Source organism: Kitasatospora sp. NPDC051984, assembly GCF_044593455.1.
In the GTDB taxonomy this organism is placed as follows: Bacteria; Actinomycetota; Actinomycetes; order Streptomycetales; family Streptomycetaceae; genus Kitasatospora.
In genome coordinates, this window is sequence record NZ_JBIUCB010000001.1 from 279,813 (window position 1) to 302,189 (window position 22,377).

The following is a 22,377-nucleotide window of genomic DNA, read 5'->3' on the forward strand; positions in this document are numbered from 1 at the left end:
AGCCCTGCCGGTGTCCCCCGTGCACAGCTGCCGCTGCCGTCGCCCTAATGTGGTGACCTGTTACGGCTGCACGCTCCCTCATACAAGGACTCGGATGCCCCGCTCGAAGAAGTTCCGGCGCGCACGTCTGATCGTGATCCTGCTGGCCGTGATGCTGGTGGCGGGTCTGGCCGGCGGCGGCTGGTGGGCAGCGGACACCGTCCGCTCGTCGTTCCCGCAGGTCAGCGGCACCGTCAAGGTGCCCGGCATGTCCGCCCCGGTGGACGTGGTGCGCGACGACAAGGGCATCCCGCAGCTGTACGCCGACACCGACGCCGACCTGTTCCGCGGCCAGGGCTACGTCCAGGCGCAGGACCGGTTCTGGGAGATGGACGTCCGACGGCACATCACCGCCGGCCGGCTCTCCGAGATGTTCGGCTCCGGCACGGTGGAGAAGGACAGCTTCCTGCGCACCATGGGCTGGCGTCAGGTGGCCCAGAAGGAGTGGGACACCACGCTGTCCGAGGAGACCAAGCGCAACCTGACCGCGTACACCGAGGGCGTGAACGCCTGGCTGGCCGAGCACCCCGGCGGGGCCGGCGCCTCGGTCGAGTACGCGCTGCTCGGCGCCGTCAACTCCGGCTACACGCCCGAGAAGTGGGACCCGGTCGACTCGGTGGCCTGGCTGAAGGCGATGGCCTGGAGCCTGTCCGGCAACATGCAGGAGGAGATCGACCGCTCGCTGCTGACGCAGAACTTCACCACCGAGCAGATCGCCCAGCTCTACCCGGACTACCCGTACGACCGCAACGGCACCATCGTGAAGACCGGCAAGGTCGTCACGGACGGCACCTACACCCCCGGCGAGGGCGCCACCGTGCCCGCCCAGCCCGGCAGCGCCGCCGCGGTGACCACCGCTCAGGCCCGGGCCGTGACCCAGCAGCTGCTCGGTGACCTGTCCGGCAAGATGGGCGAGATGCCGCAGCTGCTCGGCCCCAACGGGCAGGGCATCGGCTCCAACTCCTGGGTCGTCTCCGGCGCCAACACCACCACCGGCAAGCCGATGCTGGCCAACGACCCGCACCTCGGCCCCGGCATGCCGTCGATCTGGTACCAGATGGGCCTGCACTGCCGCGCCGCCTCCGCCGCCTGCACCTACGACACGGCCGGCTACACCTTCGCCGGCATGCCGGGCGTCGTCATCGGCCACAACAAGGACATCGCCTGGGGCTTCACCAACCTCGGCGCCGACGTCACCGACCTGTACCTGGAGAAGGTCACCGGCCCCGACACCTACCTGCTCGACGGCAAGGACGTGAAGTTCACCGTCCGCAAGGAGACCATCAAGGTCGCCGGCGGCTCGGACCGGACCATCACCGTCCGCACCACGCAGGACGGCATGCCGATGATCTCCGACCAGTCCTCCGAGGACCAGAAGATCGGCAGCTACGCGCCCGCCGGCAACGCCGCCCCCGACCGGGCGGCCGGCTACGGCGTCGCGCTGCGCTGGACCGCGCTCGTCCCCGGCAAGACCATGGACGCCGTCTTCAAGCTCGACAAGGCCAGCGACTTCACCACCTTCCGGGCCGCCGCGCAGGACTTCGCCGTCCCCGCGCAGAATCTGATCTACGCCGACACCAAGGGCAACATCGGCTACCAGGCCCCCGGCCTGATCCCGGTCCGCGGCAAGGGCGACGGCCGCTACCCCGCCCCCGGCTGGGACTCCACCTACGCCTGGAACGCGAACTACCTGCCGTTCAAGTCGCTGCCCTACGCGTACAACCCGCCCGAGGGCTACATCGTCACGGCCAACCAGGCTGTCGTCGACGACACCTACAAGCCGCTGCTCACCAAGGACTGGGAGTACGGCACCCGCGCCAAGGAGATCACCGACCAGATTCAGTCGAAGCTGAAGAACGGCGGCAAGATCTCCCTCAACGACATGCAGTCCATGCAGCTCGACAACACCAGCGTGCTCGCCAAGGAACTCGTCCCGCTGCTGCTCAAGGTCCAGATCGACGACCCGTACGTGCGCGAGGCCCAGGACCTGCTGAAGGACTGGAACTACCACCAGGACGCCGACTCCGCCGCCGCCGCGTACTACAACGGCGTCTGGCGGAACCTGCTGATGCTCTCCTTCGGCCAGAAGTTCCCGGCCGACCTGCGGGTCGAGGGCGACTGCCTGCTGGTCCGCCAGAAGCGCGACAACACGCTCCCCGACGACGCGCTCGGCGGCGCCGCGCAGGCCGTCACCGAGTGCGGCACCCGCAAGCCCTCGCTGGCCCAGCCCGACGGCGGCGACCGCTGGATGGAGGTCGTCCGCCAGCAGCTCGCCGACCCCAAGTCGCCGTGGTGGGACTACATCGACTCCAACCACCAGCAGCAGCACGGCCTGGACAAGCTGCTCGCCGAGGCCCTCAAGGACGCCCGCCAGGACCTCACCTCGCGCCTCGGCAAGGACATCTCCACCTGGAGCTGGGGCCGACTCCACCAGCTGACCCTGCAGGAGCCCACGCTCGGCACCGACGACTCGTCGATCGCCTCCACCGCCGTCCACAAGCTGCTCAACCGGGGCCCGTACAAGATGTCCGGCGGCAGCGCCGCGGTCGACGCCACCGGCTGGAACGCCGCCGCCGGCTACGACGTCGACTGGATCCCCTCGATGCGCATGGTCGTCGACCTCAGCGACTTCGACGCCTCCCGCTGGATCAACGTCGGCGGCGCCTCCGGCCACACCTTCCACCCCAACTACAACGACCAGACCGACCTCTGGGCCAAGGGCGAACTCCTCCCCTGGTCCTACACCAAGGACGCCGTCACCAAGTCCGGGAAGAACACCCTCACCCTGACCGCCGGCTGACAGCCCCTGCCCCAACCGAGGCGGACCCCCAACGACAAGGGGGTCCGCCTTCGGCATGAGTTCCGGAGAGAAGAGGGGGACTCCGGCTGCTGCTCATGGACGACGGCCATGACGCCCCCGGGTGCAGCGACCGGCACGCTCCGCCTCCGGCGGGGCCGGGAATCCGCCGACGAGCAGACGGGCAGGGCTCTCCCGCCTGCGGCGGGCGGTGACGCCGGCTCCGTACCTTGCGTACCGCCAACCCTGCGGGGGCCCGCTCACGGCCGGTGGCCGCGCCGACCCCGGTGCACCGCAGAGCGCCCGCCTGCGGCGGGTCGTTCCTGCCACGACCCGGGCGGATTCTCACGCGTGCCGCCTCCGGCGGTTCCGCGCCGCTTCCCGCAAGTGCCCCGGGCCGCCGGAGGCAGGTCTCCTCGAGTCAGTCCGCGAAGCGGGTCACGCCGGCCGGGGTGACCACGGCGTGGACCGGGAGGTCATGGGGTTCGGCGGGGACGGCGGGGAGGAGCTCGTGCGGGTAGAGCAGGGTGGCCAGCAGCGGGTGGGCGCCGGCGCGGGCGAGGCGGGCCAGGACGCGGTCGTAGGAGCCGCCGCCGCGGCCGAGCCGGATGCCGCGGGCGTCGACGGCCAGGCCGGGGAGCAGGACGACGTCGGCCTCGCGGACGGCGTCGGGGCCGAGGCGGTCGGCGAGCGGTTCGAGCAGCCCGCGGGTGGCGGGTGCGAGCCGGGCCTCGCTCTCGTAGGGGGCCCAGTCGAGGTCGTTGTCCGGCAGCAGGACCGGCAGCAGGACCCGCGCCCCGGCGGCCGCCAGCGCGGCCAGCAGCGGGCGGGTGCCGGGTTCGGCGCCGACCGAGACGTACGCGGCGACGGTGCCGCCCGGCGGCACCAGCTCCGTCGCGTGCTCCGCCAGCGCCCGGGCCGCGGCGGCCCGCTGTTCGGCGGTGAGGGCCCGCCGTTCGGCGAGCAGCCGTGACCTGAGCGCCGCCTTGTCGTTGGACAACTGATCCGCAGACACCATCCGTATCCCTTCGGCTCCGTCATTCGCAGTGACACGAGCCTGACACGTCGAGGCCGCCGCATGCCCACCCCGCTCCTGCTCCAGGCCCTGGCCGTGCTCGGCGCGGCCGCCCCGGTCGCCGCCGGCGTCGCGGCGCTGCGCCGCCGCGGGGCCGGGGCCGCGCCCGGCGGCAGGGAGACGGAACTTCTGGCGAAGATCGCGGAACTGACGGCGGAACGGGACGAGTTGCGCCGCACCGCGTCCTGCGACCCGCTCACCGGGGTGTGGAACTACCGGCACCTCCAGCTCACCCTGGACCAGGAGATCGAACGGGCCCGCCGGGCCGAGGCCACCGCCGTCGACCCGCGCCCGCTGTCGGTGCTGATGGTGGAGCTCGTCGGCTTCGACGCGCTGGTCGCCGAGCACGGCCGCTCGCGCGCCAACGGGATGCTGCGCGACCTCGCCCAGCGGCTGGCCGTGGAGATCCGCAGCTGCGACACGCTGGGCCGATACGGCGGCGAGGAGTTCCTGGTACTGCTGCCCGACACCGCCCCGGAGGGCGCCGCCCAGGTCGCCGAGCGGCTCTGCTGGTCGGTGCGCCGGCACCGCCTGACCGACCGTCACCCCGGCGAGCCGGCCGACCCGGAGGCCCGCAGCGGGCTGACCGCCGCGATCGGCCTGGCCGTACTGCCCCGGGACGGCGCGCACGCCGCCGTCCTGCTGCGGGCCGCCGACCGCGCGCTCGCCGAGGCCAGGGCGGCCGGCGGCGACTGCTGGCGCCCCGCTCCGTCCGGCCCGCCCGCGTCGAGCGGTCCGGACGCTTCACCGGTGCCCGGTAAGGTGTTTTCCGGCCCCGGCGGGAACCCCCTCGCCCCGCCCGTGACCACCGTCGGCCCCCATACGACCGGTGACCGGCCCTGACCGACGATTCATCCGCCTCTCAGCGGGGTGGAGTTCCTGCCTTAGTAAGGTCGACGCATGACGAACAAGCACGCCCGCACGCCGGTCACCAAGGCAGTCGTCCCCGCTGCCGGCCTCGGCACCAGGTTCCTCCCCGCCACCAAGGCCACGCCGAAGGAGATGCTCCCGGTCGTCGACAAGCCGGCCATCCAGTACGTCGTGGAGGAGGCCGCCTCGGCCGGTCTGTCCGACATACTGATGGTCACCGGTCGCAACAAGCGTGCTCTGGAAGACCACTTCGACCGCGCGTACGAGCTGGAGGAGCTGCTCACCCGCAAGGGCGACCACGACCGTCTGCGCCGCGTCCAGGAGTCCGTGCAGCTGGCCAACATGCACTACGTCCGCCAGGGCGACCCGAAGGGCCTCGGCCACGCCGTCTCGGTCGCCGAACAGCACGTCGCGGGCCAGCCGTTCGCCGTCCTGCTCGGCGACGACCTGATCGACCCCCGGGACCCGCTGCTGGCCCGCATGATCGAGGTGCAGCAGGAACTCGGCGGCTCCGTGGTCGCGCTGATGGAGGTCGACCCCGCGCAGATCCACCTTTACGGCTGCGCCGCCGTCAAGCCCAACGGCTTCGGCGAGGACGTCTTCCAGGTGACCGACCTGGTCGAGAAGCCCGACACCGCCGACGCCCCGTCCAACTACGCGGTCATCGGCCGCTACGTGCTCGACCCGGCCGTCTTCGACGTGCTGCGCGAGACCCCGCCCGGCCGCGGCGGCGAGATCCAGCTGACCGACGCGCTGCGCGAACTCGCCACCCGCGACGAGAACGCCGGCGGCCCGGTCTACGGTGTGCTGTTCAAGGGCCGCCGCTACGACACCGGCGACCGCGCCGACTACCTGCGCGCGATCGTCCGGCTGGCCGCCGAGCGCGAGGACCTCGGCCCCGAATTCCGGACCTGGCTGCGGCAGTTCGTCGCCGCCGAGATGCAGGGCTGACCCACCACGAAGGCGAGCGTGAGGCGATGACCGGGAAGCACGACCCCTGCGGAGAGGGCGCCGGCTCCCCGGCCTCGCCGCGCCTGTGGAGCGTCGACGAACACCTCGCCGACGTGCTCTTCGCGGCCGCCCCGCTGCCGCCCATCGAACTGCGACTGCTCGACGCCCAGGGCTGCCGGCTCGCCGAGGACGTGCGGGCCGGCGCCGACCTGCCGCCGTTCGACAACAGCTCGATGGACGGCTACGCGCTGCGCACCGCCGACACCGTGCGGGCCACCGGGCAGTACCCGTCGGTGCTCGCCGTGGTCGGTGACATCGCCGCCGGGGCCGGCGACCTGCCCAAGGTCGGCCCCGGCCAGGCCGCCCGGATCATGACCGGCGCCCCCGTCCCGCCCGGCGCCGAGGCCGTCGCCCCGGTCGAGTGGACCGACGGCGGCACCGGCACCGGGCAGGCCGCCGACGCGATGGGCGGCGCCGACGAGGGCACCGAGGTGCGGGTGCTGCGCCCGGTCTCCGAGGGCGCGTTCATCCGCCGCCGCGGCAGCGACGTCACCGCCGGGGACACCGTGCTGGAGGCCGGCACCGTGCTCGGCCCCACCCAGATCGGCCTGCTGGCCGCGATCGGCCGGGCCACCGTCCGGGTCCGCCCCCGGCCGCGCGTCGTGGTGCTCTCCACCGGCAGCGAACTCGTCCAGCCCGGCGAGGAGACCGGCCCCGGCCGGATCCACGACTCCAACTCCTTCACCCTGACCGCTGCCGCGATCGCCGCCGGCGCCGTCGCCTACCGGGTCGGCGGCGTCCCCGACGAGGCGTCAACTCTCCGCGCGGTACTGGAGGACCAGCTCGGCCGGGCCGACCTGATCGTCACCAGCGGCGGCGTCTCCGTCGGCGCGTACGACGTGGTCAAGGAGGTGTTCGCCGACTACGCCGGCGTGGACTTCCGGCGGCTGCGGATGCAGCCCGGCAAGCCGCAGGGCTACGGCCGGATCGGCGGCGAGCGGGGCGTGCCGCTGCTCGCGCTGCCCGGCAACCCGGTGAGCGCGTACATCTCGTTCGAGTTGTTCGTCCGCCCCGTCATCCGCACCATGCTCGGCGCCCCCGACGTGCACCGCCCCGTGGTGCGCGCCACCACCACCGCCGCGCTGCGCTCCCCGGCCGGACGGCGGCAGTACCTGCGCGGACGGTACCGCCCGGCGGACGGCACGGTCGGTCCGGTCGGTGGCGAGGGATCGCACCTGGTCGGGGCGCTGGCCCAGGCCGACTGCCTGATCACGGTGCCCGAGGACACCACCGCACTGCCGGCCGGCAGCCCCGTCGATGTGCTCCTTCTCACGGACTGACCCGCGCGGGGCGGTACGGTAGCGCGAGATTCGCACCGTGTTACTGGAGCCCATTCGTGACCGACACACCCCCCGGCGACCGCCTCACGCACGTCGACCACACCGGCGCCGCCCGGATGGTCGACGTCTCCGAGAAGGCCACCACCACCCGGGTCGCGGTGGCGGCCGGCCGCGTCCGGGTCGCCCCCCGGGTGGTCGAGCTGCTGCGCGGCGAGGGCGTCCCCAAGGGCGACGCGCTCGCCGTCGCCCGGATCGCCGGCATCATGGGCGCCAAGCGGACGCCCGACCTGATCCCGCTCTGCCACCCGATCGCGCTCACCGGCACCACCGTCGACCTGACGGTCACCGACACCGCCGTGGAGATCACCGCCACCGTCCGCACCGCCGACCGCACCGGCGTCGAGATGGAGGCGCTCACCGCCGTCGCCACCGCCGCGCTCACCGTCATCGACATGGTCAAGGCCGTCGACAAGGCCGCCGCCATCGAGGACGTCCGGGTGCTCAGCAAGACCGGCGGCAAGAGCGGCGACTGGGTGCGGGAGGACGCCCGATGAGGGCGCTCGCCGTCACCGTCTCCAACCGGGCCGCGGCCGGCGTGTACCAGGACAAGGGCGGCCCCCTGCTGGTCGCCGGACTGCGGGAGATGGGCTTCGCGGCCGACGGCCCGACGGTCGTCCCCGACGGCGACCCCGTCGAGGCCGTGCTCCGCGAGGCCGTCGCCGCCGGGTACGACGTGGTGCTCACCACCGGCGGCACCGGCATCTCCCCGCAGGACCTCACGCCCGAGATGACCGCCCGGGTGATCGACCGCCCGATCCCCGGCATCCCCGAGGCGATCCGCGCGTACGGCCGCGAGCAGGTGCCCACCTCGGCGCTCTCCCGCGGCCTGGCCGGCCTCGCCGGACGCACCCTGATCGTCAACCTGCCCGGCTCCACCGGCGGCGTCCGCGACGGCCTCGCGGTGCTCGCCCCGCTGCTGCCGCACGCCGTCGACCAGTTGGCCGGCGGCGACCACCCGCGCCCCGCGGGCGGTGCGCACTGAACGCGGGCTGGCCGGTCGAACTGGCCGAGGGCGACATCGTGCTGCGGCCCATCCGCCGCCGCGACCAGGCCGAGTGGCAGGAGGTCAGCCGGCGCAACCGGGAGTGGCTGCGCCGCTGGGAGGCCACCGTCCCGCCCGCCCCGCCCGGCCGCGTCCCGCTGCCCCGGCCGACCTTCCGGCAGATGGTCCGCTACCTGCGCGCGGAGGCCGCCGCCGGCCGGATGCTGCCCTTCGTGGTGGTCTACCGGGGCCGCCTGGTCGGCCAGTTGACCGTCGGCGGGATCACCTGGGGCTCGATGTGCTCCGCCAACATCGGCTACTGGGTGGACGAGGCGGTGGCCGGCCGAGGCATCACGCCCACCGCCGTCGCGCTCGCCGTCGACCACTGCTTCCGCGACCTGGGCCTGCACCGCATCGAGGTGTGCATCCGCCCCGAGAACCGGCCCAGCCGTCGGGTGGTGGAGAAACTCGGCTTCCGCGCCGAGGGAATGCGCCCCCGCTATCTGCACATCGACGGCGACTGGCGCGACCACCTGGTCTACGCGCTCACCGCCGACGAGGCCGCCGACGGCCTGCTGCGGCGCTGGCACTCCCTCAGGAGTGGTCCTCCGCAGGAGAATTGAATATCTGTTCGAATAGTAGATATCGATATGGCATCGGCGGGGCGCCGGAGCCGGGGCGAGCCGCCACAAATGGCGGCAAAATAGTCTGAGAATCAGCTTGATCGGACGACACGCCGTCCCAAATTGCTGCAGCGCCTTACCCCGCGCCCGTACCGTGTGAAACGTGAGCAGCAGTGGCCTTATCTACGCGGTCATCGTAGGGGCCTGGGCCGCCTATCTGGTGCCGATGTGGCTCCGCAGGCAGGACGAGCTCAACGAGTCGCGTCCGACGGAACGGTTCAGTACCGCGATCCGCCTGCTGGCCGGGCGATCGGCCATGGAGCGGCGCGCGGCCCGAGCCCTCGGCGAACAGACCGCCGACCAGCAGCACCCCGCCGGGGAGCCGGACGGGGTCCTCGCCGACCCCGCGGACGTCCCCACCCGGCCCGCCGGATGGGACGGCGCCGAGGCGGCCCCGGCCTCCGGGCCCGGGTCCGAGCCCGACGCGCCGGCCGAGCCGGTCGCGACCGCCGAGAAGGCCGCGCCCGCCGCTGCCGTCCAGCCGGTCGCTCCCGCCCCGTCCGCGCCGCCCGCTTCGGCGGTTCCGTCGGCCTCCCCGGCCGGGAAGGGCGCTCGCGGCGAGCAGGACGAGCGGCGCTCCGCCGAGCGGCGGGCCCGGCTGCTGGCCCGGCGGCGGCGGATGGTCTCGATGCTCTTCCTCGCCTTCGCGCTCGGTGCGGTGGTCGCCGCGGTGGCCGGTGTCGCGTTCCTCTGGGTGCCGGCCGTGCCCGGCATCCTGCTCACCCTCTACATCGGGCACCTGCGCCGCCTCGAGCGGCAGCGCTACGAGGTCAAGTTCGACCGGGTCCGGGCCGCGCAGGCCGCCGAGCGGCTGCGGGAACGCGAGCGGGCCCGGACGGCCGACACCGCGACCGCGCCGCACGGCATCGACGTCCCGACCGAACCCGCCGCCCGGGCCAGCGCCCTCGCCGACGCGACCGAGCACGAGGAGTGGGTCGACGGAGTCCGCGCCCGCGCCGCGGCCGGACCCGACTCCTGGGAGCCCGTCCCCGTCCCGCTGCCCACCTACGTCACCGCGCCGGTGGCCCCCCGGGTCAACCGCGGCCTCGACCTCGCCGCCCCGAACACCTGGGACTCCGGCCGTCCCGCCGCCACCCCGCTGTTCGACCAGTACGGCGAGCCCGGCCACCAGGCGGCCCCCGAGTACCGCCCCCGCGCCGCCAACGAGTAGCCCGCACCTCCGAGCGCCCCGCCCATCGATCCAGGTGGCCGGGGCGTTCGTGTTTTCCGGGGCTTCGAACGTCCAGTCACGGCCGCCCGGCGACCATGGTCATGAGTACCCCTCCAGGGGTGATAGAGTTTCTTCTTGTTGGGGCTGTGGCGCAGTCCGGTAGCGCACCTCGTTCGCATCGAGGGGGTCAGGGGTTCGAATCCCCTCAGCTCCACCCAACAGAAGTCCCGCCCGGGTCACCCGGGCGGGACTTCTGCGTTGCGGCGATTCGGTAGGCAGGCGTGGCGGGCGGGGTCGAACGGGCGGCGGCCGTGGTGGAGTTCTGGCGGGCGGTGGAACTGTTCAGCGCTCAGGCGGTGCCGGCGCCGGACGAGAAGCAGAAGGTCTACTCGCTGGACGCCGACGGGCTGTTCCCGTGGCAGGACGGTCACCCGCTGCGGCGGACGAAGCCCGCGCCTGGGCATACCTGGCAGCACGGGTCTACGGCAGGCTGTTCCCGCTCGCGGAGGTGCGCAACACCTTGATGGAGGTGTTCGGCCGCGACCCGGAGAGCCACGACGGGCGGCTGGACAGCCAGGGCGCGCTGTTCGCGCTCACCGTGGACGACTCCGGGTCGGTGCTGGCCGATTCCACCGTCATCCCGACCTGCGGCTGGGCGGTCGGCCGGACCGCTGCCGGGGCCGGGGGCCGGGAAGGCGTGCTGACGGAGGGTGGTGTGCAGGCTACCGTTGGGCGCGTCGGGTGGAGTGGGCGGAGGCCGTCGTCTTCGCGCACGGTACTGAGGGGTGGGGGCATGATCGATCCGCTGTCGGTCTCGGCGGTCGCGGGGGTGCTGGGCACGATCGGCTCGGCGATGGCCGGGGAAGCCGGGAAGTGGGCCTGGGAGTCGATCGGGAACCTGGCCCAGCGGGTGACCGGCCGTCAGCTCGCGGCGCCCTCCGGGGCCGAGGAGCGGGAGGAACTCGCCCGGCTGCTGGTCGAGGGGGCGCGGCGCGATCCGGCCCACGCCCGGGCGCTGGCCGCGTGGTTGACGGGCCTGGCCGACGGGGAGTCCGAGCAGGCCGACGCGGTGCCGCGGCTGCTGCCCGTCTCCACCCGGTACTTCACCGACCGCAAGGGGCCGCTTGCCGCGCTCGACAAGGAAGCCGGACGGAAGGCGGACGGCCGGCCCCGGCAGGTGCTCCTGCACGGCCCGGACGGCATCGGCACCAGCGCGGTGGCGATCCACTGGGGCGGCCGGGAGGCCCACCGGTTCCCCGACGGACAGCTGTACGCCGACCTGCGCGCCGGCGGACAGCAGGGCGCGGCCGACCCGGCGACCGTGCTGCGGCGCTTCCTGCAGAAGCTCGGCGTCCCCGCCGACCAGCTGCCCGCCACCGTCGAGGACCGGGCCGAACGGTTCGGGCAACTGCTCGCCGGGCGACGGCTGCTGGTCGTCCTCGACCACGCGCACTCGGCCGCCCAGGTGCGGCCTCTGCTCACCGCCGCCCCCGGCGTCGTCACCGTCATCACCGCGCGCCGCCCGCTGGCCGGGCTGGACGCGCTGAACCTCCCCGTCGGACCGCTCGCCGACAAGGACGCCCGCCGGCTGCTCACCGACCTGGCCGGCAAACACGCCGTCACCGCCGCCAAGGCCGCCCTGCCCGGGGTGCTGGACCGCTGCGCCGGCTCACCGTTCGCGCTGCGCGCCGCCGCCACCGTGCTGGGGGAGACCGCGCCGCGGGCGCTCGCCGGGCAGGTCTTCGCCGACCCCGTGGAGGCCGCGACCGCCGACCGGTACGCCCGCCTCGCGCCGAACAGCGCCTCGGTGTACCGCAGTTGCGCGCTGCGCCGATGGCCCGCGATCGGGCCGGCCGCCGCCGCGGCCGCCACCGGACTGACCGAGGCCGAGGCCGCCGAGGCGCTGGACGAACTCGCCGCCGCCGGACTGCTGGAGACCGCCCTCGACGGCCGCCACCGCTACCGCCCGGCCGTCCGCCGGCACGCCGAGGCAGCAGCCATTCGGGAGGACGGGCTCGCGGCCTGCGCAACTGCCGTGCGGCGCACCGTCGATCACTACCTGCGGCTCGCCGTCCGCGCCGACTACGCGGCGCTCCCGCAGCGCTGGCACCTCGGCCCGCTGTACGCGGAGCTCGGACCGGACGGCTACCCCGGCGAGGCCGAGGCGCTGGCGGCGCTCGGGGCGGAACTGCCCAACCTGGTGGAAGCCGTGGGCGCCGCCGAGGAGTTCGCCGCCCCCGACCTGGTCTGCCAGCTGGTCGAGGCGCTGTGGGCGGTCCAGTTGAAGGCCGGCCGGCACGACGAACTGCTGCCAGCGCTGCGGGCCGGTGCGCGGGCCGCGTCCGCCGTCCGGCCTTCGGTGGCGGCCCGGATGCACGTCCAACTCGCGCTGGCGCTCACCGAGTTGCAGGAGTACGGCGAGGCCGAGCAGCAGTTGGTGCTGGCCGCCGAGGTGGAGGAGTCGGACGGTCACCTGCGCGGGCAGGCCACCGCCGTGGAGACGCTCGGCCTGCTGCGGCTGCGCCAGTGGCGCTGGGCCGAGGCGCTGGAGTGCTTCGACCGGTCCGTCGGACTGCTCGACGGCATCGGGGACGGTGACAGCGGGCAGGCCGACCTGCCCCGGGCCCGCGCCCTGCTCGCCCGGCACCGCGGCCGGGCGCTGCGCGGACTGGGCCGGTTCGAGGAGGCCCGGGCGTCGATCGAGCAGGCGGTGGCGTTCTTCCGCGGCACCGGCGAGGCATACAACACCGCCCGCGCGCTCACCGACCTGGTCCAGACGCTCATCGACCAGGGGCACGGGGCGCAGGCGCTGCCGCTGCTGGACGAGGCCGGGGTGCTGCTGGAGCGCGGCGGCGCGGTGTTCCACCTGGTGCCGCTCGCGGTGCTGCGGTCGCTGTGCGGCGGCGCGGGCGAGTGACCGAGCTGCACGTCAGCGGGGTTGAGCGACCGTCACCCGGTGGATCGTGGTGGCGGTGCGGACGGTCAGGGTGCCGGTGGCCGGGCCGAGGGCGAGCAGGGCGGAGGCGGCGGTGGCCGGGTCGAGGCCGTCGAGGGAGGTCAACTCCAGGTTCGCGCCGGAGCGGTGGCGGGCCGTGCAGGTGGTCGGGCCGGTGATCTGGACGGCCAGGGTGCAGGAGGCGTGGCGGGACAGGGTGTGATCGGCCCAGGCGAGCGGCGGGTCGAGCAGGGGGTCGTCGAGGGTGCCGTGGCGGACGATGACGTCGGCGAGGGCCAGGGTGCCCGGGTCCAGGGTGTCCTCGTGGGCGACCAGGTGGGCGGTGCCGGGGCCCTCCGGCTCGTGGCGGGGAGCGGCGAACCGGCGTATCTCGACCGTGCCGTCCTTGGCGGCGTGGGCCAGGACCCGGACGGGTGCCGTCACCAGGGGCGGCTGGTGGGCGGGCAGGGGCAGCAGGTCGAGCAGTGCGGGGGCGGGCGGTTCGGGGAGGTCGAGGAGTCGGTGGAACAGCGCGCGCAGCAGACCGGCGGACTCGCCCGGGCGGGAACTGGTCAGCTCGGCCGGTCCGGCCGGTGCCGTGCCGCGGGCGAGCAGCTCCGCCAACTGCGGGGCCAGCGCGGCGTGCAGGTCGAGCTTCGGGGCCTCGCGGACGAACGCGGCGACCTGGGAGCCGTCGTCGAGGACGGACGCGCCGGCCGCCGCCAGCACCACCGGGGTGCCGAGGGCCGCCGCATAGTAGCTGACCGAGCCGAAGTCGCCGATCACGGCGTCCGCGGCGATCAGGGCCTGCCGCCAGTCCGCGACCGGGTCGACCAGCGTCACGCCCGCCCGGCGGGCCCCGTCGAGCCAGAGCCGGACCTGGCCGGGGCCGTGGCCGTGCCACACGTTGGGGTGCAGGACGACGGCGACCCGGTACTCGTCCAGCGGAAGCTCCGGCAGGCGGGAGAGCAGCAGCGGCAGGACGTCCTCCGCGCCGCCGTCGCCGAACAGCGAGGTGGGGTTCCAGGTCGAGTTGAGGACGATCAGGCGCTGCCCGGGGCGGACGCCGAACGCCCGGCGGAACGCGTCGCGGCGGGGGCGGGCCGCAAGGATGCGGTCGAAGCACGGGTCACCGCCGAGCACCGCCGTGCCGGCCGCCTCCGGGCAGGCCGCCGCGAGCCGGTCGAGCTGATCGGGGTGGGACAGCACCAGTGCATCGGCGACCGGGACCCCGTCGTGGAGCAGCCACTCGCGCGAAAGCCCGAACACCGGCGCTCCGGTGTCCGGTGTCCGGTGTCCGGTGTCCGGTGTTGCCAGCTTCTTATTGTAGCCAACGCCGTGCGAGAGGATGACCAACTGGCCTTTGAGCTCGTGCAGTTGACCGCCGAAGCTGGCCGAGATCGCCAGCTCGGGGGCGAGCTCGAGGGCCTGCTCCCAGGGGACGACGGGGACGCCCAGGGAGTGGAGGAGTTCGGGCAGCCCGGAGCGGAACGGGGAGCTGCCGGGGCAGGTGGCCAGCAGTTGGACGCGCAGGTCGTCGCGGAACAGGCCGACCACGTCGAGCAGCCGGGTCGCCGAGGTGACGTTGTGTGCCACCAGCAGGACCCGCCGGCACTCGCCCCGGGTGGTCCACCGTGCGGAGTCGTCGCCGACCGGCACCCTGATCCACTCGCCCCGCAAACCGTTCCTCCGTGATCGTTCCACCACCGCCCCGGCAGCTTAGCGATCACGGGCGGGCGGCGGACCGGCTTCCGGGGACAGGCTCCGGCGACGCAGCAGCAGGCCGAGTCGCGGGGCGAGCAGCGGCCGCAACAGGCGGGCCACCAGGGGAGTGGACAGCAGCAGGGCGAGTGCGGCGGCCCCTGCGGTGAGGGCGAGTTGGCCCGGGGGAGGGTTCGGCGAGCGAAGTGGCACTCCAGGTTCGGCGGTTCCTCAGGACCGTACGAGCCCGACTGCGCGGCGCCAGGGCGTCAGCGCTTCAGATAGGCGAGGACGGCGAGCACGCGGCGGTTGGCGTCGGGGGTGTTGTCGATCCGGAGCTTGCCGAAGATCGCGGCGGTGTGTTTGGCCACCGCGCTCTCGCCGATGTGCAGTTCGGCCATCACCGCGGCGTTGGAGCGGCCCTCGGCCATCAGGCGCAGTACGTCGAGTTCGCGGGGCGACAGGTCGGCGGTGGTGCCGCGGGCGGTGGAGCGGGCCATCAGGCGGGCGATCACCTGCGGGTCCATCACGGTGCCGCCGGAGGCGACGGTGCGGACGGCGTCGACGAACTGCGCGGTGTGGGTGACCCGGTCCTTGAGCAGGTAGCCGACCGCGCCCTCCCCGTCGGCGAGCAGTTCCTGCGCGTACAGCTGCTCCACGTACTGGGACAGCACCAGCACCGGCAGGGCGGGCCGTTCGCGGCGGACGGTCAGCGCGGCCTGCAGGCCCTCGTCGGTGTGGGTGGGCGGCAGGCGGATGTCGACGACGGCCACGTCGGGGCGCAACTCGCGCAGGGCGCGCAGCAGTTCGGGGCCGTTGTCGACGGCGGCGACGACCTCGAAACCGTGTTCGGCGAGGGTGCGGCTCAGGCCGTCACGGAGGAGGAAGAGGTCTTCGGCGAGGACGACGCGCACGGGAGCTCCAGGGTCGCGGTGGTCGGTCCGCCCGGCGGGCTGACCAGGGCGAGGGTGCCGTCGAAGGCGGCCAGTCGGCGGCGCACCCCGGCCAGGCCGCTGCCGCGGGCCGGGTCGGCGCCGCCCCGGCCGTCGTCGGTGACGGTGGCGCGCAGCAGGCCGTCGGCGCAGCGCAGTCGTATCCGCACGGTGCGGCCGCCGGAGTGCTTGCCGGCGTTGGCGAGCAGTTCGGCGACCGCGAAGTAGGCGGCGCCCTCGACGGCGGCGGGCAGCCGGCCGGGCAGGTCGGCGTCCACCTCGACGTCCAGGAAGGCGTCCAGGGCGAGCGAGCGGACGGCGTCGGGCAGGCCGCGGTCGGCGAGTACCGGCGGGAGGATGCCGTGGACCAGGTCGCGCAGCTCCTGCAGGGCCCGCTCGGAGCTGGCCCGGACTTCGCCGAGCAGCCGGCGGGCGGCGGCCGGGTCGCTGTCGACCAGCCGGTCGGCCTGGTCGAGGGTCAGGCCGAGGGCGACCAGCCGGGCCTGCGCGCCGTCGTGCAGGTCGCGTTCGATCCGGCGCAGTTCGGCGGCCTGGGTGTCGAGGGCGTCGGCCCGGCTGTCCGTCAGCTGGCCGATCCGGCGCTCCAGCCGGGTCGCGTACGGGTCGCCCAGCAGCTTGCCGGTCCACTCGCCGTAGCGGACCAGCACCGGGACGGTCAGCCACAGGCCCACCGCGACGAAGGCCAGGCCGAGCGCGGCGGCGGCGAGCGCGGTGCCGGTGGACTCCACCGGGACGAAGGCGTACCAGTTGTCCGGGCCGAGGTACTGCCAGATGAACGGCTGCACCAGCGCGCCGAACAGGCCGAAGCCGACCAGCGTCGGCGGGACGGCGACCAGCAGGCCGGTGCTCCACGGGCCGAAGCAGGACCAGGCGAGGTCGCGCCAGAAGGCGTGCGAGCCGAGCACCGCCACCGCCCGGCCGGTGACGGTCGGGGCGGTGGGCAGCGGTTCGGGATCGTCGAGCACGGTGCCCGTCCAGCGGGCGGTGCGGTCGCGTTCGCGGTCGCTGCCGCGGCGCAGCAGGCCGGCCGCGGACGGCAGGAGCAGCAGACCCAGGCCGACCGGCAGCAGTGTCAGCGCGCCGAGCGCCGCGAGCCCCCGCAGTGACGTCACCAGGGCGTCCAGCGAGAGTCGTTGGCAGCGGGCCAGGGTGACCAGTGGTCCCCGGAAGCGCATCTGTCGGTCCGTCATGTCGTCGCGAGCCTATCCGCACGGGCCGGGCGGCGGTCGGCCAGGACCCAGGGCAGCGCGACCAGCACGCTTGCCGCGCCGAACAGCAGCATCGGCTCCACCGCGCCGGACTCCTCGTCCAGGAACAGCAGCATGCCCAGGTTCACCAGGGTGTGGAAGCCGCCGGCGAGCAGCAGCCGGTGGGCGCCGATCCGCTCCCAGGCCAGGCCCAGCAGCACCGACATGGCGACCGTCGCCGCCAGGAACCCGGCCGCGTACGCCGGGGCCTGCGCGAACACCTGCACGTGCCAGGCGCCCCAGAGCAGACCGACCGCGGCGGACGAACCGAGCGGGCCGAAACGGGTGCGCAGCAGCGGCTGCAGCAGGCAGCGCCAGCCGATCTCCTCGCCGCAGGCGCCCACGAACTGGGCGACCACCACCACGCCGAACGGGGCGGCCAGCGAACCCGGGTGGCGCACCGGGACACCGCCGTGCAGCAGCAGGGCGCCGGCCACCGCCAGCGCGGTGATCGCCACGGCGCTGAGCAGCAGCGCCCCGCGCGGGCCGCGCGCCCCGCCGGCCGTCAGCAGGCCCCATACCTGCGACGGCCGCATCAGGGCGACCGCGGCCACGCCCAACGCCGGGCCGAACTGGGTCAGTTGGAGGACTTCGTCGGGCAGTCCGGTGAGCGGCTGGACCGCGCCCAGCAGGCCGGCGGCCGGAAAGGCCACCGCGAGGAAGAGCGCGGCGGGGCCGAACCAGCCGGTCCGGGTGGCCCGGGTGTTCCGCATGGGAGTTCGCCTCTCGATCGGGATCGTCGTGTCACCCATGACGATCCCGGGCGGCGCTTCTCGTGCCATTGCAGCCACCTGCCCGGCCGGGGTGCACCTAGCTGCACCCCCTCGCCCCTTCCTAGGTCCTAGGCGGCTGCCGGCGTGGGCAGCCGGGAGGCCAGCAGCGCGAGCTGGACCTGCGAGCTGACACCGGACTTGGCGCGGATCCGGCGCAGATAGGTGTCCACGGTGTGCGGGCTGAGCCCCAGCCGGCGGGCGATCGTCGCATAGCTGGCGCCCTCGCCGACCAGGTGCAGGACCTGGAGCTCGCGGCGGCTGAACCCGACGGTGGCAGCGGGGTGCTGGACGGTGGAGGTGTGCATGGAGAACTCCCGGAGGTCGAGGTGGCAGCGGGGGTCAGTTCCAGGGCTTGCAGAGGGGGGTCTCGCAGGCGCCGCCCCACGAGGTGTCGCCGCCCATCGGGGTGTCCGGCAGGTCGACCGTCACCTGCTGCTGCAGCGTGGTGGAGCCGGTCGGGGCGGCGGTGTCGGCGGAGGCCGGGGAAACGGCGGCGAACAGGGCCGCGGCGGTGACGGCGGCGAGGGCGAGGGCGCGCTTCATGGGGGCCTCCGAGGGCGGTTGTGGGGTGGGGAGCGGGCCGGTCGGGCGGTGCTGCCCGGTGCTGTTCGGCCTGCATCCAGCATGTCCGCCGGGCCACCGCCGGACCACCGGGTGGCCACCTCATCAACTGCGCTGGCAGCAAAGTGACCAGGGGGCGAAACAGGTCACATCGGTTGAAAGGCCACGTCCTGCCGGAATGGTTGTACGGGGTCGGGTGTCACGCGATCTCGTGACTGTCCATCAGGTTTGAGAGCGGCCCAGGATGGTTCGGCGGTGCCCGAGACGGCTCGGCGCCCGCTCCGGAGGGGGCAGTCGTGCAGTGGTACGAAGGGGAGGACCGGCGGTCCCCCGAACCTGACGGCCAGGTCGTCGAGTTGGCGGCCTTCCTGCGGGGCGGCACCGCCCGCTCCGGGCCGGCGCTGATGTGGAGCGAGCAGGAGGAACCGGCCCCGGACTGCTCCGCCGATGCGCTGGCCGCCGCCCTGGAACGCGAGTTGGCCCGCCCCGTCCTGGCCGTCCCCGACCGCCTCGCCGGACCGTGGCAGCACGGCCATGCCGCCGTGCTGCTGGTGCAACGGCGCGGCGCCGCGGCGGTCCAGCTGAGCCCGCCCCCCGGCTCCGCCGCCGGCCGCAGCACGCTGCGCCTGCGCGCCGCCCAGTGCCTGCTGGTGCCTGCCGACTGGAGCTACCGACTCGACCCCGGCAGCCCCGTCCGGCCGCTCGTGCTTGCGCTGCCCTGACGCCCCGGCAGCGCCGTCCGGCCGCTCGTGCTCGCGCTGCCCTGACGCCCCGTCGGCCTCTTCGGCGGCGGAAGATACCCTGCGCTTGGTGTACGAAGATCGAACTGTGGTTCGGAGCGTGCACTGCTCGGCCCGGACGACGTGAGGACCCTGGAGGCATTCGGATGAGCAACTGGCACCCACCGGCCCCACCCGGCCTCCGTACCGGCCCACTGCCGCAGCGCTCTGCGTTCGGGCTGCGGCTCCAGTTCGGGCTGCAGTGGTTCTGGCTGCCGATCCGGGTCCTCTGGGACTTCCTGGACGGCTCGGTGGCGCTCGACGGCACGGCCGAGCCCGGTGCGTCCAAGTTCGTTCTCACGCCGAGCCGTTACCGCCTGGAGCGGCACGGCACCCGCGAGGAGTGGGAGGCGTGGGCCGCGCGGGCGCTCGACCGGGGCATCGAACGGGAGCTGGCCAGGGTGCGGTCGCGGCTGGAGCACAACAAGAAGTACCGCTACAAGTACAAGGGCAAGGACTTGATGCCCAGGACGAGCATCCGGCGGCGTTACTACCGGGGCATCGGCCTCGACGGGCTGGCCGCCCTGGCCGCAAGCCGCGGCTGGCAGGTCGACTGGAGCAGCGACCTGGCGGAGGCCCAGATCTTCCGGCCACAGACCTGACGGGCGGTGCGTCAGTCGTCCTCGAACGGTTCCTCGCTGAAGCGGAACCACGCCTGCGGCGGCTCGATGTGCAGCAGGAACTCGGCGACCGGGCCGTCCGGGGCGTGCAGGGTGCAGTTCTTCGTCAGCGCGGTGTAGAACGGGTCCCACGCCTCCCACTCCTCGGCCTCGACCAGCCGAAGGCTCTCGGCGAACCCGGGCTCGGCGGCCGGCCAGCCCGGGCCGGGCAGGAAATCGCCGGACAGCCACGGGAAGTCGGCTTCGGTGATGCGGATCTCGCCGACCAACTCCTCGCCGCGCACCAGGCGCCAGGTCTCGTCGGTGAACGCCATGCGAGGCTCCAAGGGGCGGGGGAGGCGGGCGGTGACAGTCTGGCGGAGGGGTCGGACAGCACCCAATGTCACGCGATCGTCCCCGAGTTCACTCGTACGAGTGGATTGTGGCGTCGGGGCGGCGGAGCCGGGTAGCGGTGACCGAGGGTCGGAGGGCTCGTTAGGCATCGCGCCGATCTCTGTCGTCGAAAAGGGGCGGGACCCAGTGGCTCAGCCGTTCGAACTGCCGGACTTCTACGTGCCGTACCCGGCGCGCATCAACCCGCACTACGAGAAGGCGCGGGTGCACACCAAGGAGTGGGCACGCGACTTCGGCATGCTGGAGGGATCGGGCATCTGGGAGGAGCACGATCTCGACTCGCACGACTACGCGCTGCTCTGTTCCTACACCCACCCCGACTGCGACAGCGAGGCACTCGACCTCGTCACCGACTGGTACACCTGGGTCTTCTTCTTCGACGACCACTTCCTGGAGATCTTCAAGCGCACCCTCGACCGCGAGGGCGGCAAGGCCTACCTGGACCGGCTGCCCGCCTTCATGCCGATGGACCTCGCCGACGGCTTCCCCGATGCCACCAACCCGGTCGAGGCAGGCCTGGCGGACCTCTGGCAGCGCACCGTCCCGCACATGTCGGCCGACTGGCGGGCCCGGTTCGCCGAGTCCACCCGGAACCTGCTGAACGAGTCCCTCTGGGAGCTCTCCAACATCAACGAGGGCCGGGTCTCCAACCCCGTCGAGTACATCGAGATGCGCCGCAAGGTCGGCGGCGCCCCCTGGTCGGCCGGTCTGATCGAGTACGCCGCACACGCCGAGGTGCCCGAGGCGGTCGCGTACTCCCGTCCGCTGCGGGTCCTGCGCGACGCCTTCTCCGACGGCGTGCACCTGCGCAACGACCTGTTCTCGTACGAGCGCGAGATCCAGGAGGAGGGCGAACTCTCCAACGGCGTCCTGGTGCTGGAGACCTTCCTCGGCTGCTCCACCCAGCAGGCCGCGGAAGCGGTCAACGACCTGCTGACGTCCCGCCTCCAGCAGTTCGAGAACACCGCGCTCACCGAACTCCCCGGCCTGTTCGCCGAACACGCGCTGAACCCGGAGGAGATCGCCCGCGTCCTGGCCTACGTCAAGGGCATGCAGGACTGGCAGTCCGGCGGCCACGAATGGCACATGCGCTCCAGCCGCTACATGAACGGCGGCGGCGCGGCAGCCCCCGTCCTCGGCCCCAAGGGCCTCGGCACCTCCGCCGCCAACATCCGCCTCGCGGCGGGCATCCGCGGCCTGCGCAGCTTCGCCCACACCCCGCACCGCAAGGTCGGGCCCTCGCGGATGCCCGACTTCCCGATGCCGTACGCCGTCTCGCTCAACCCGCACCTGGACGCCTCCCGCGAGAACGTCATCGACTGGGCCCGCGAGTTCGGCCTGCTCGACCCGGAGCCCGGCGTCCCCGCCTCCGACATCTGGAACGAACAGAAGCTCCGCGACTACGACTTCCCGCTGTGCGCCGCCGGCATCGACCCCGACGGCACCGCCGCCGAACTCGACCTCAGCTCCGCCTGGCTCACCTGGGGCACCTACGCCGACGACTACTACCCCCCGGTCTTCGGCCGCCCCCGCGACCTGGCCGGCGCGAAGGCCACCAACGAGCGGCTCTACGCCCTGATGACGCTCGACGGCAGCCTCCCCTTCGAGCCCCGCAACGCCCTGGAAGCCGGCCTCGCCGACCTCTGGCAGCGCACCAGCGCGCCCTTCTCCACCTCGGCCCGGGCCAAGTTCCGCAAGGCCGTCGGCGACATGATCGACAGCTGGCTGTGGGAGCTCGCCAACGGCGCGCAGAACCGCATCCCCGACCCCGTCGACTACATCGAGATGCGGCGCGCCACCTTCGGCTCCGACCTGACGATGAGCCTGTCCCGGCTCGGGCGCGGCGAGACCATTCCCGAGGCGGTGTACGAGAGCGGCACCATGCGGGCGATCGAGAACTCGGCGGCGGACTACGCCTGCCTGGTCAACGACCTGCACTCGTACCAGAAGGAGATCGAGTACGAGGGCGAGTTCCACAACCTGGTCCGGGTGGTGGAGAACTTCTTCTCCTGCGACTACCCCGTCGCGGTGGACATCGTCGCGGACCTGATGGGCTCGCGGCTGAACCAGTTTCAGCACGTGGTGCAGGGTGAACTGCCTTTGCTGAAGCAGGACTTCGGTCTGGATGGCGAGGCGTCGGAGGCGATCGACGGGTACGTCCACGAGCTGGAGGACTGGATGGCCGCCGTGCTGCACTGGCACCAGCAGTGCCGGCGGTACACGGAGGACGTCCTCGAGCGGCACTTCGCACCCAGCACGGCTGTCACGCCGGAGCTGGGGATGTCGGCGGTGCGGATTCTTGCAACGCTCAGGGGGTAGTGCGTGGGGAACTGCGCGACAAGCGCAAGCCACGTCCGCACGGTCGCGATCACGTGCAGGTCATTGTCCTGCGTCGCGATCTTGCGGACGTGGTGCCTTCCGCTTCGCGCAGTTCCCCGCGCCCCTAG

21 protein-coding genes and 1 tRNA gene are annotated in these 22,377 nt (G+C 73.5%); 13 read left to right on the forward strand and 9 right to left on the reverse strand.

Going from position 1 to position 22,377, the window contains the following annotated elements:
• Positions 1-94: 94 nt before the first annotated feature.
• Complete coding sequence (locus tag ACIHEI_RS01285; RefSeq protein ID WP_396605210.1) at positions 95-2,839, forward strand: penicillin acylase family protein; 2,745 nt, start codon at positions 95-97, stop codon at positions 2,837-2,839.
• Positions 2,840-3,257: 418 nt separating this feature from the next.
• Here ACIHEI_RS01285 and ACIHEI_RS01290 read toward each other — a convergent pair whose 3' ends face one another.
• Positions 3,258-3,854 (reverse strand): 5-formyltetrahydrofolate cyclo-ligase, encoded by a 597-nt coding sequence (locus ACIHEI_RS01290; RefSeq protein ID WP_387638223.1) that lies wholly within the window; start codon positions 3,852-3,854, stop codon positions 3,258-3,260.
• 60 nt (positions 3,855-3,914) lie between these two features.
• Between ACIHEI_RS01290 and ACIHEI_RS01295 the strand changes: the two genes are divergently transcribed.
• From ACIHEI_RS01295 to ACIHEI_RS01335, 9 genes are all read left to right on the forward strand, one after another.
• On the forward strand, positions 3,915-4,754 hold the full coding sequence (locus tag ACIHEI_RS01295) for a GGDEF domain-containing protein (RefSeq protein WP_392952299.1): 840 nt from the start codon (positions 3,915-3,917) through the stop codon (positions 4,752-4,754).
• A 57-nt stretch (positions 4,755-4,811) separates the two neighbouring features.
• Positions 4,812-5,732, forward strand: a complete 921-nt coding sequence (gene galU / locus ACIHEI_RS01300) for a UTP--glucose-1-phosphate uridylyltransferase GalU (RefSeq protein ID WP_387638219.1) — start codon at positions 4,812-4,814, stop codon at positions 5,730-5,732.
• Positions 5,733-5,758: 26 nt separating this feature from the next.
• A complete protein-coding gene (gene glp, locus ACIHEI_RS01305) occupies positions 5,759-7,072 on the forward strand; it encodes a gephyrin-like molybdotransferase Glp (RefSeq protein ID WP_387638217.1) in 1,314 nt (437 codons plus the stop codon).
• A gap of 116 nt (positions 7,073-7,188) precedes the next feature.
• On the forward strand, positions 7,189-7,626 hold the full coding sequence (moaC, locus tag ACIHEI_RS01310) for a cyclic pyranopterin monophosphate synthase MoaC (RefSeq protein ID WP_387638881.1): 438 nt from the start codon (positions 7,189-7,191) through the stop codon (positions 7,624-7,626).
• The gene (locus tag ACIHEI_RS01315) at positions 7,623-8,114 is read left to right on the forward strand and encodes a molybdenum cofactor biosynthesis protein B (RefSeq protein WP_396605211.1); all 492 of its coding nucleotides are present in this window, start codon (positions 7,623-7,625) and stop codon (positions 8,112-8,114) included. The genes moaC and ACIHEI_RS01315 overlap by 4 nt, the downstream gene beginning before the upstream one ends.
• Positions 8,111-8,737 carry a GNAT family N-acetyltransferase gene (locus ACIHEI_RS01320; protein ID WP_396605486.1) on the forward strand — a complete coding sequence of 209 codons (627 nt, stop codon included), beginning with the start codon at positions 8,111-8,113 and terminating at the stop codon, positions 8,735-8,737. Before ACIHEI_RS01315 ends, ACIHEI_RS01320 begins: the two co-directional genes overlap by 4 nt.
• Positions 8,738-8,900: 163 nt before the next feature.
• Complete coding sequence (glpR, locus tag ACIHEI_RS01325) at positions 8,901-9,968, forward strand: gephyrin-like molybdotransferase receptor GlpR (RefSeq protein ID WP_396605212.1); 1,068 nt, start codon at positions 8,901-8,903, stop codon at positions 9,966-9,968.
• Between the two features lie 140 nt (positions 9,969-10,108).
• Positions 10,109-10,182: transfer RNA gene (locus tag ACIHEI_RS01330), tRNA-Ala, on the forward strand.
• A 201-nt stretch (positions 10,183-10,383) separates the two neighbouring features.
• Positions 10,384-12,885, forward strand: coding sequence for a tetratricopeptide repeat protein (locus ACIHEI_RS01335; RefSeq protein ID WP_396605213.1), 2,502 nt, complete (start codon positions 10,384-10,386; stop codon positions 12,883-12,885).
• Between the two features lie 12 nt (positions 12,886-12,897).
• Here ACIHEI_RS01335 and ACIHEI_RS01340 read toward each other — a convergent pair whose 3' ends face one another.
• The 7 genes from ACIHEI_RS01340 to ACIHEI_RS01370 form a co-directional block, all read right to left on the reverse strand.
• Positions 12,898-14,583 (reverse strand): hypothetical protein, encoded by a 1,686-nt coding sequence (locus ACIHEI_RS01340; RefSeq protein ID WP_396605214.1) that lies wholly within the window; start codon positions 14,581-14,583, stop codon positions 12,898-12,900.
• 39 nt (positions 14,584-14,622) lie between these two features.
• Positions 14,623-14,817 carry a hypothetical protein gene (locus tag ACIHEI_RS01345; RefSeq protein ID WP_396605215.1) on the reverse strand — a complete coding sequence of 65 codons (195 nt, stop codon included), beginning with the start codon at positions 14,815-14,817 and terminating at the stop codon, positions 14,623-14,625.
• Positions 14,818-14,873: 56 nt separating this feature from the next.
• The gene (locus tag ACIHEI_RS01350; protein WP_387638198.1) at positions 14,874-15,518 is read right to left on the reverse strand and encodes a response regulator; all 645 of its coding nucleotides are present in this window, start codon (positions 15,516-15,518) and stop codon (positions 14,874-14,876) included.
• Positions 15,470-16,747: a sensor histidine kinase gene (locus ACIHEI_RS01355; protein ID WP_396605216.1), complete on the reverse strand. Its 1,278-nt coding sequence runs from the start codon at positions 16,745-16,747 to the stop codon at positions 15,470-15,472. Before ACIHEI_RS01355 ends, ACIHEI_RS01350 begins: the two co-directional genes overlap by 49 nt.
• On the reverse strand, positions 16,744-17,517 hold the full coding sequence (locus ACIHEI_RS01360; RefSeq protein ID WP_396605217.1) for a lysostaphin resistance A-like protein: 774 nt from the start codon (positions 17,515-17,517) through the stop codon (positions 16,744-16,746). The genes ACIHEI_RS01355 and ACIHEI_RS01360 overlap by 4 nt, the downstream gene beginning before the upstream one ends.
• Positions 17,518-17,645: 128 nt before the next feature.
• Positions 17,646-17,882: a response regulator transcription factor gene (locus tag ACIHEI_RS01365; RefSeq protein WP_387638189.1), complete on the reverse strand. Its 237-nt coding sequence runs from the start codon at positions 17,880-17,882 to the stop codon at positions 17,646-17,648.
• 34 nt (positions 17,883-17,916) lie between these two features.
• Positions 17,917-18,120 (reverse strand): hypothetical protein, encoded by a 204-nt coding sequence (locus ACIHEI_RS01370; RefSeq protein WP_396605218.1) that lies wholly within the window; start codon positions 18,118-18,120, stop codon positions 17,917-17,919.
• A 314-nt stretch (positions 18,121-18,434) separates the two neighbouring features.
• Between ACIHEI_RS01370 and ACIHEI_RS01375 the strand changes: the two genes are divergently transcribed.
• Positions 18,435-18,860, forward strand: coding sequence for a hypothetical protein (locus tag ACIHEI_RS01375; protein ID WP_396605219.1), 426 nt, complete (start codon positions 18,435-18,437; stop codon positions 18,858-18,860).
• 164 nt (positions 18,861-19,024) lie between these two features.
• Positions 19,025-19,519, forward strand: a complete 495-nt coding sequence (locus tag ACIHEI_RS01380) for a hypothetical protein (RefSeq protein ID WP_396605220.1) — start codon at positions 19,025-19,027, stop codon at positions 19,517-19,519.
• An 11-nt stretch (positions 19,520-19,530) separates the two neighbouring features.
• On the opposite strand, the gene ACIHEI_RS01385 is transcribed toward ACIHEI_RS01380, so the two are convergent.
• On the reverse strand, positions 19,531-19,851 hold the full coding sequence (locus ACIHEI_RS01385) for a hypothetical protein (RefSeq protein ID WP_396605221.1): 321 nt from the start codon (positions 19,849-19,851) through the stop codon (positions 19,531-19,533).
• 205 nt (positions 19,852-20,056) lie between these two features.
• Between ACIHEI_RS01385 and ACIHEI_RS01390 the strand changes: the two genes are divergently transcribed.
• Complete coding sequence (locus tag ACIHEI_RS01390; RefSeq protein ID WP_396605222.1) at positions 20,057-22,249, forward strand: germacradienol/geosmin synthase; 2,193 nt, start codon at positions 20,057-20,059, stop codon at positions 22,247-22,249.
• The last annotated feature ends 128 nt before the right edge of the window (positions 22,250-22,377 follow it).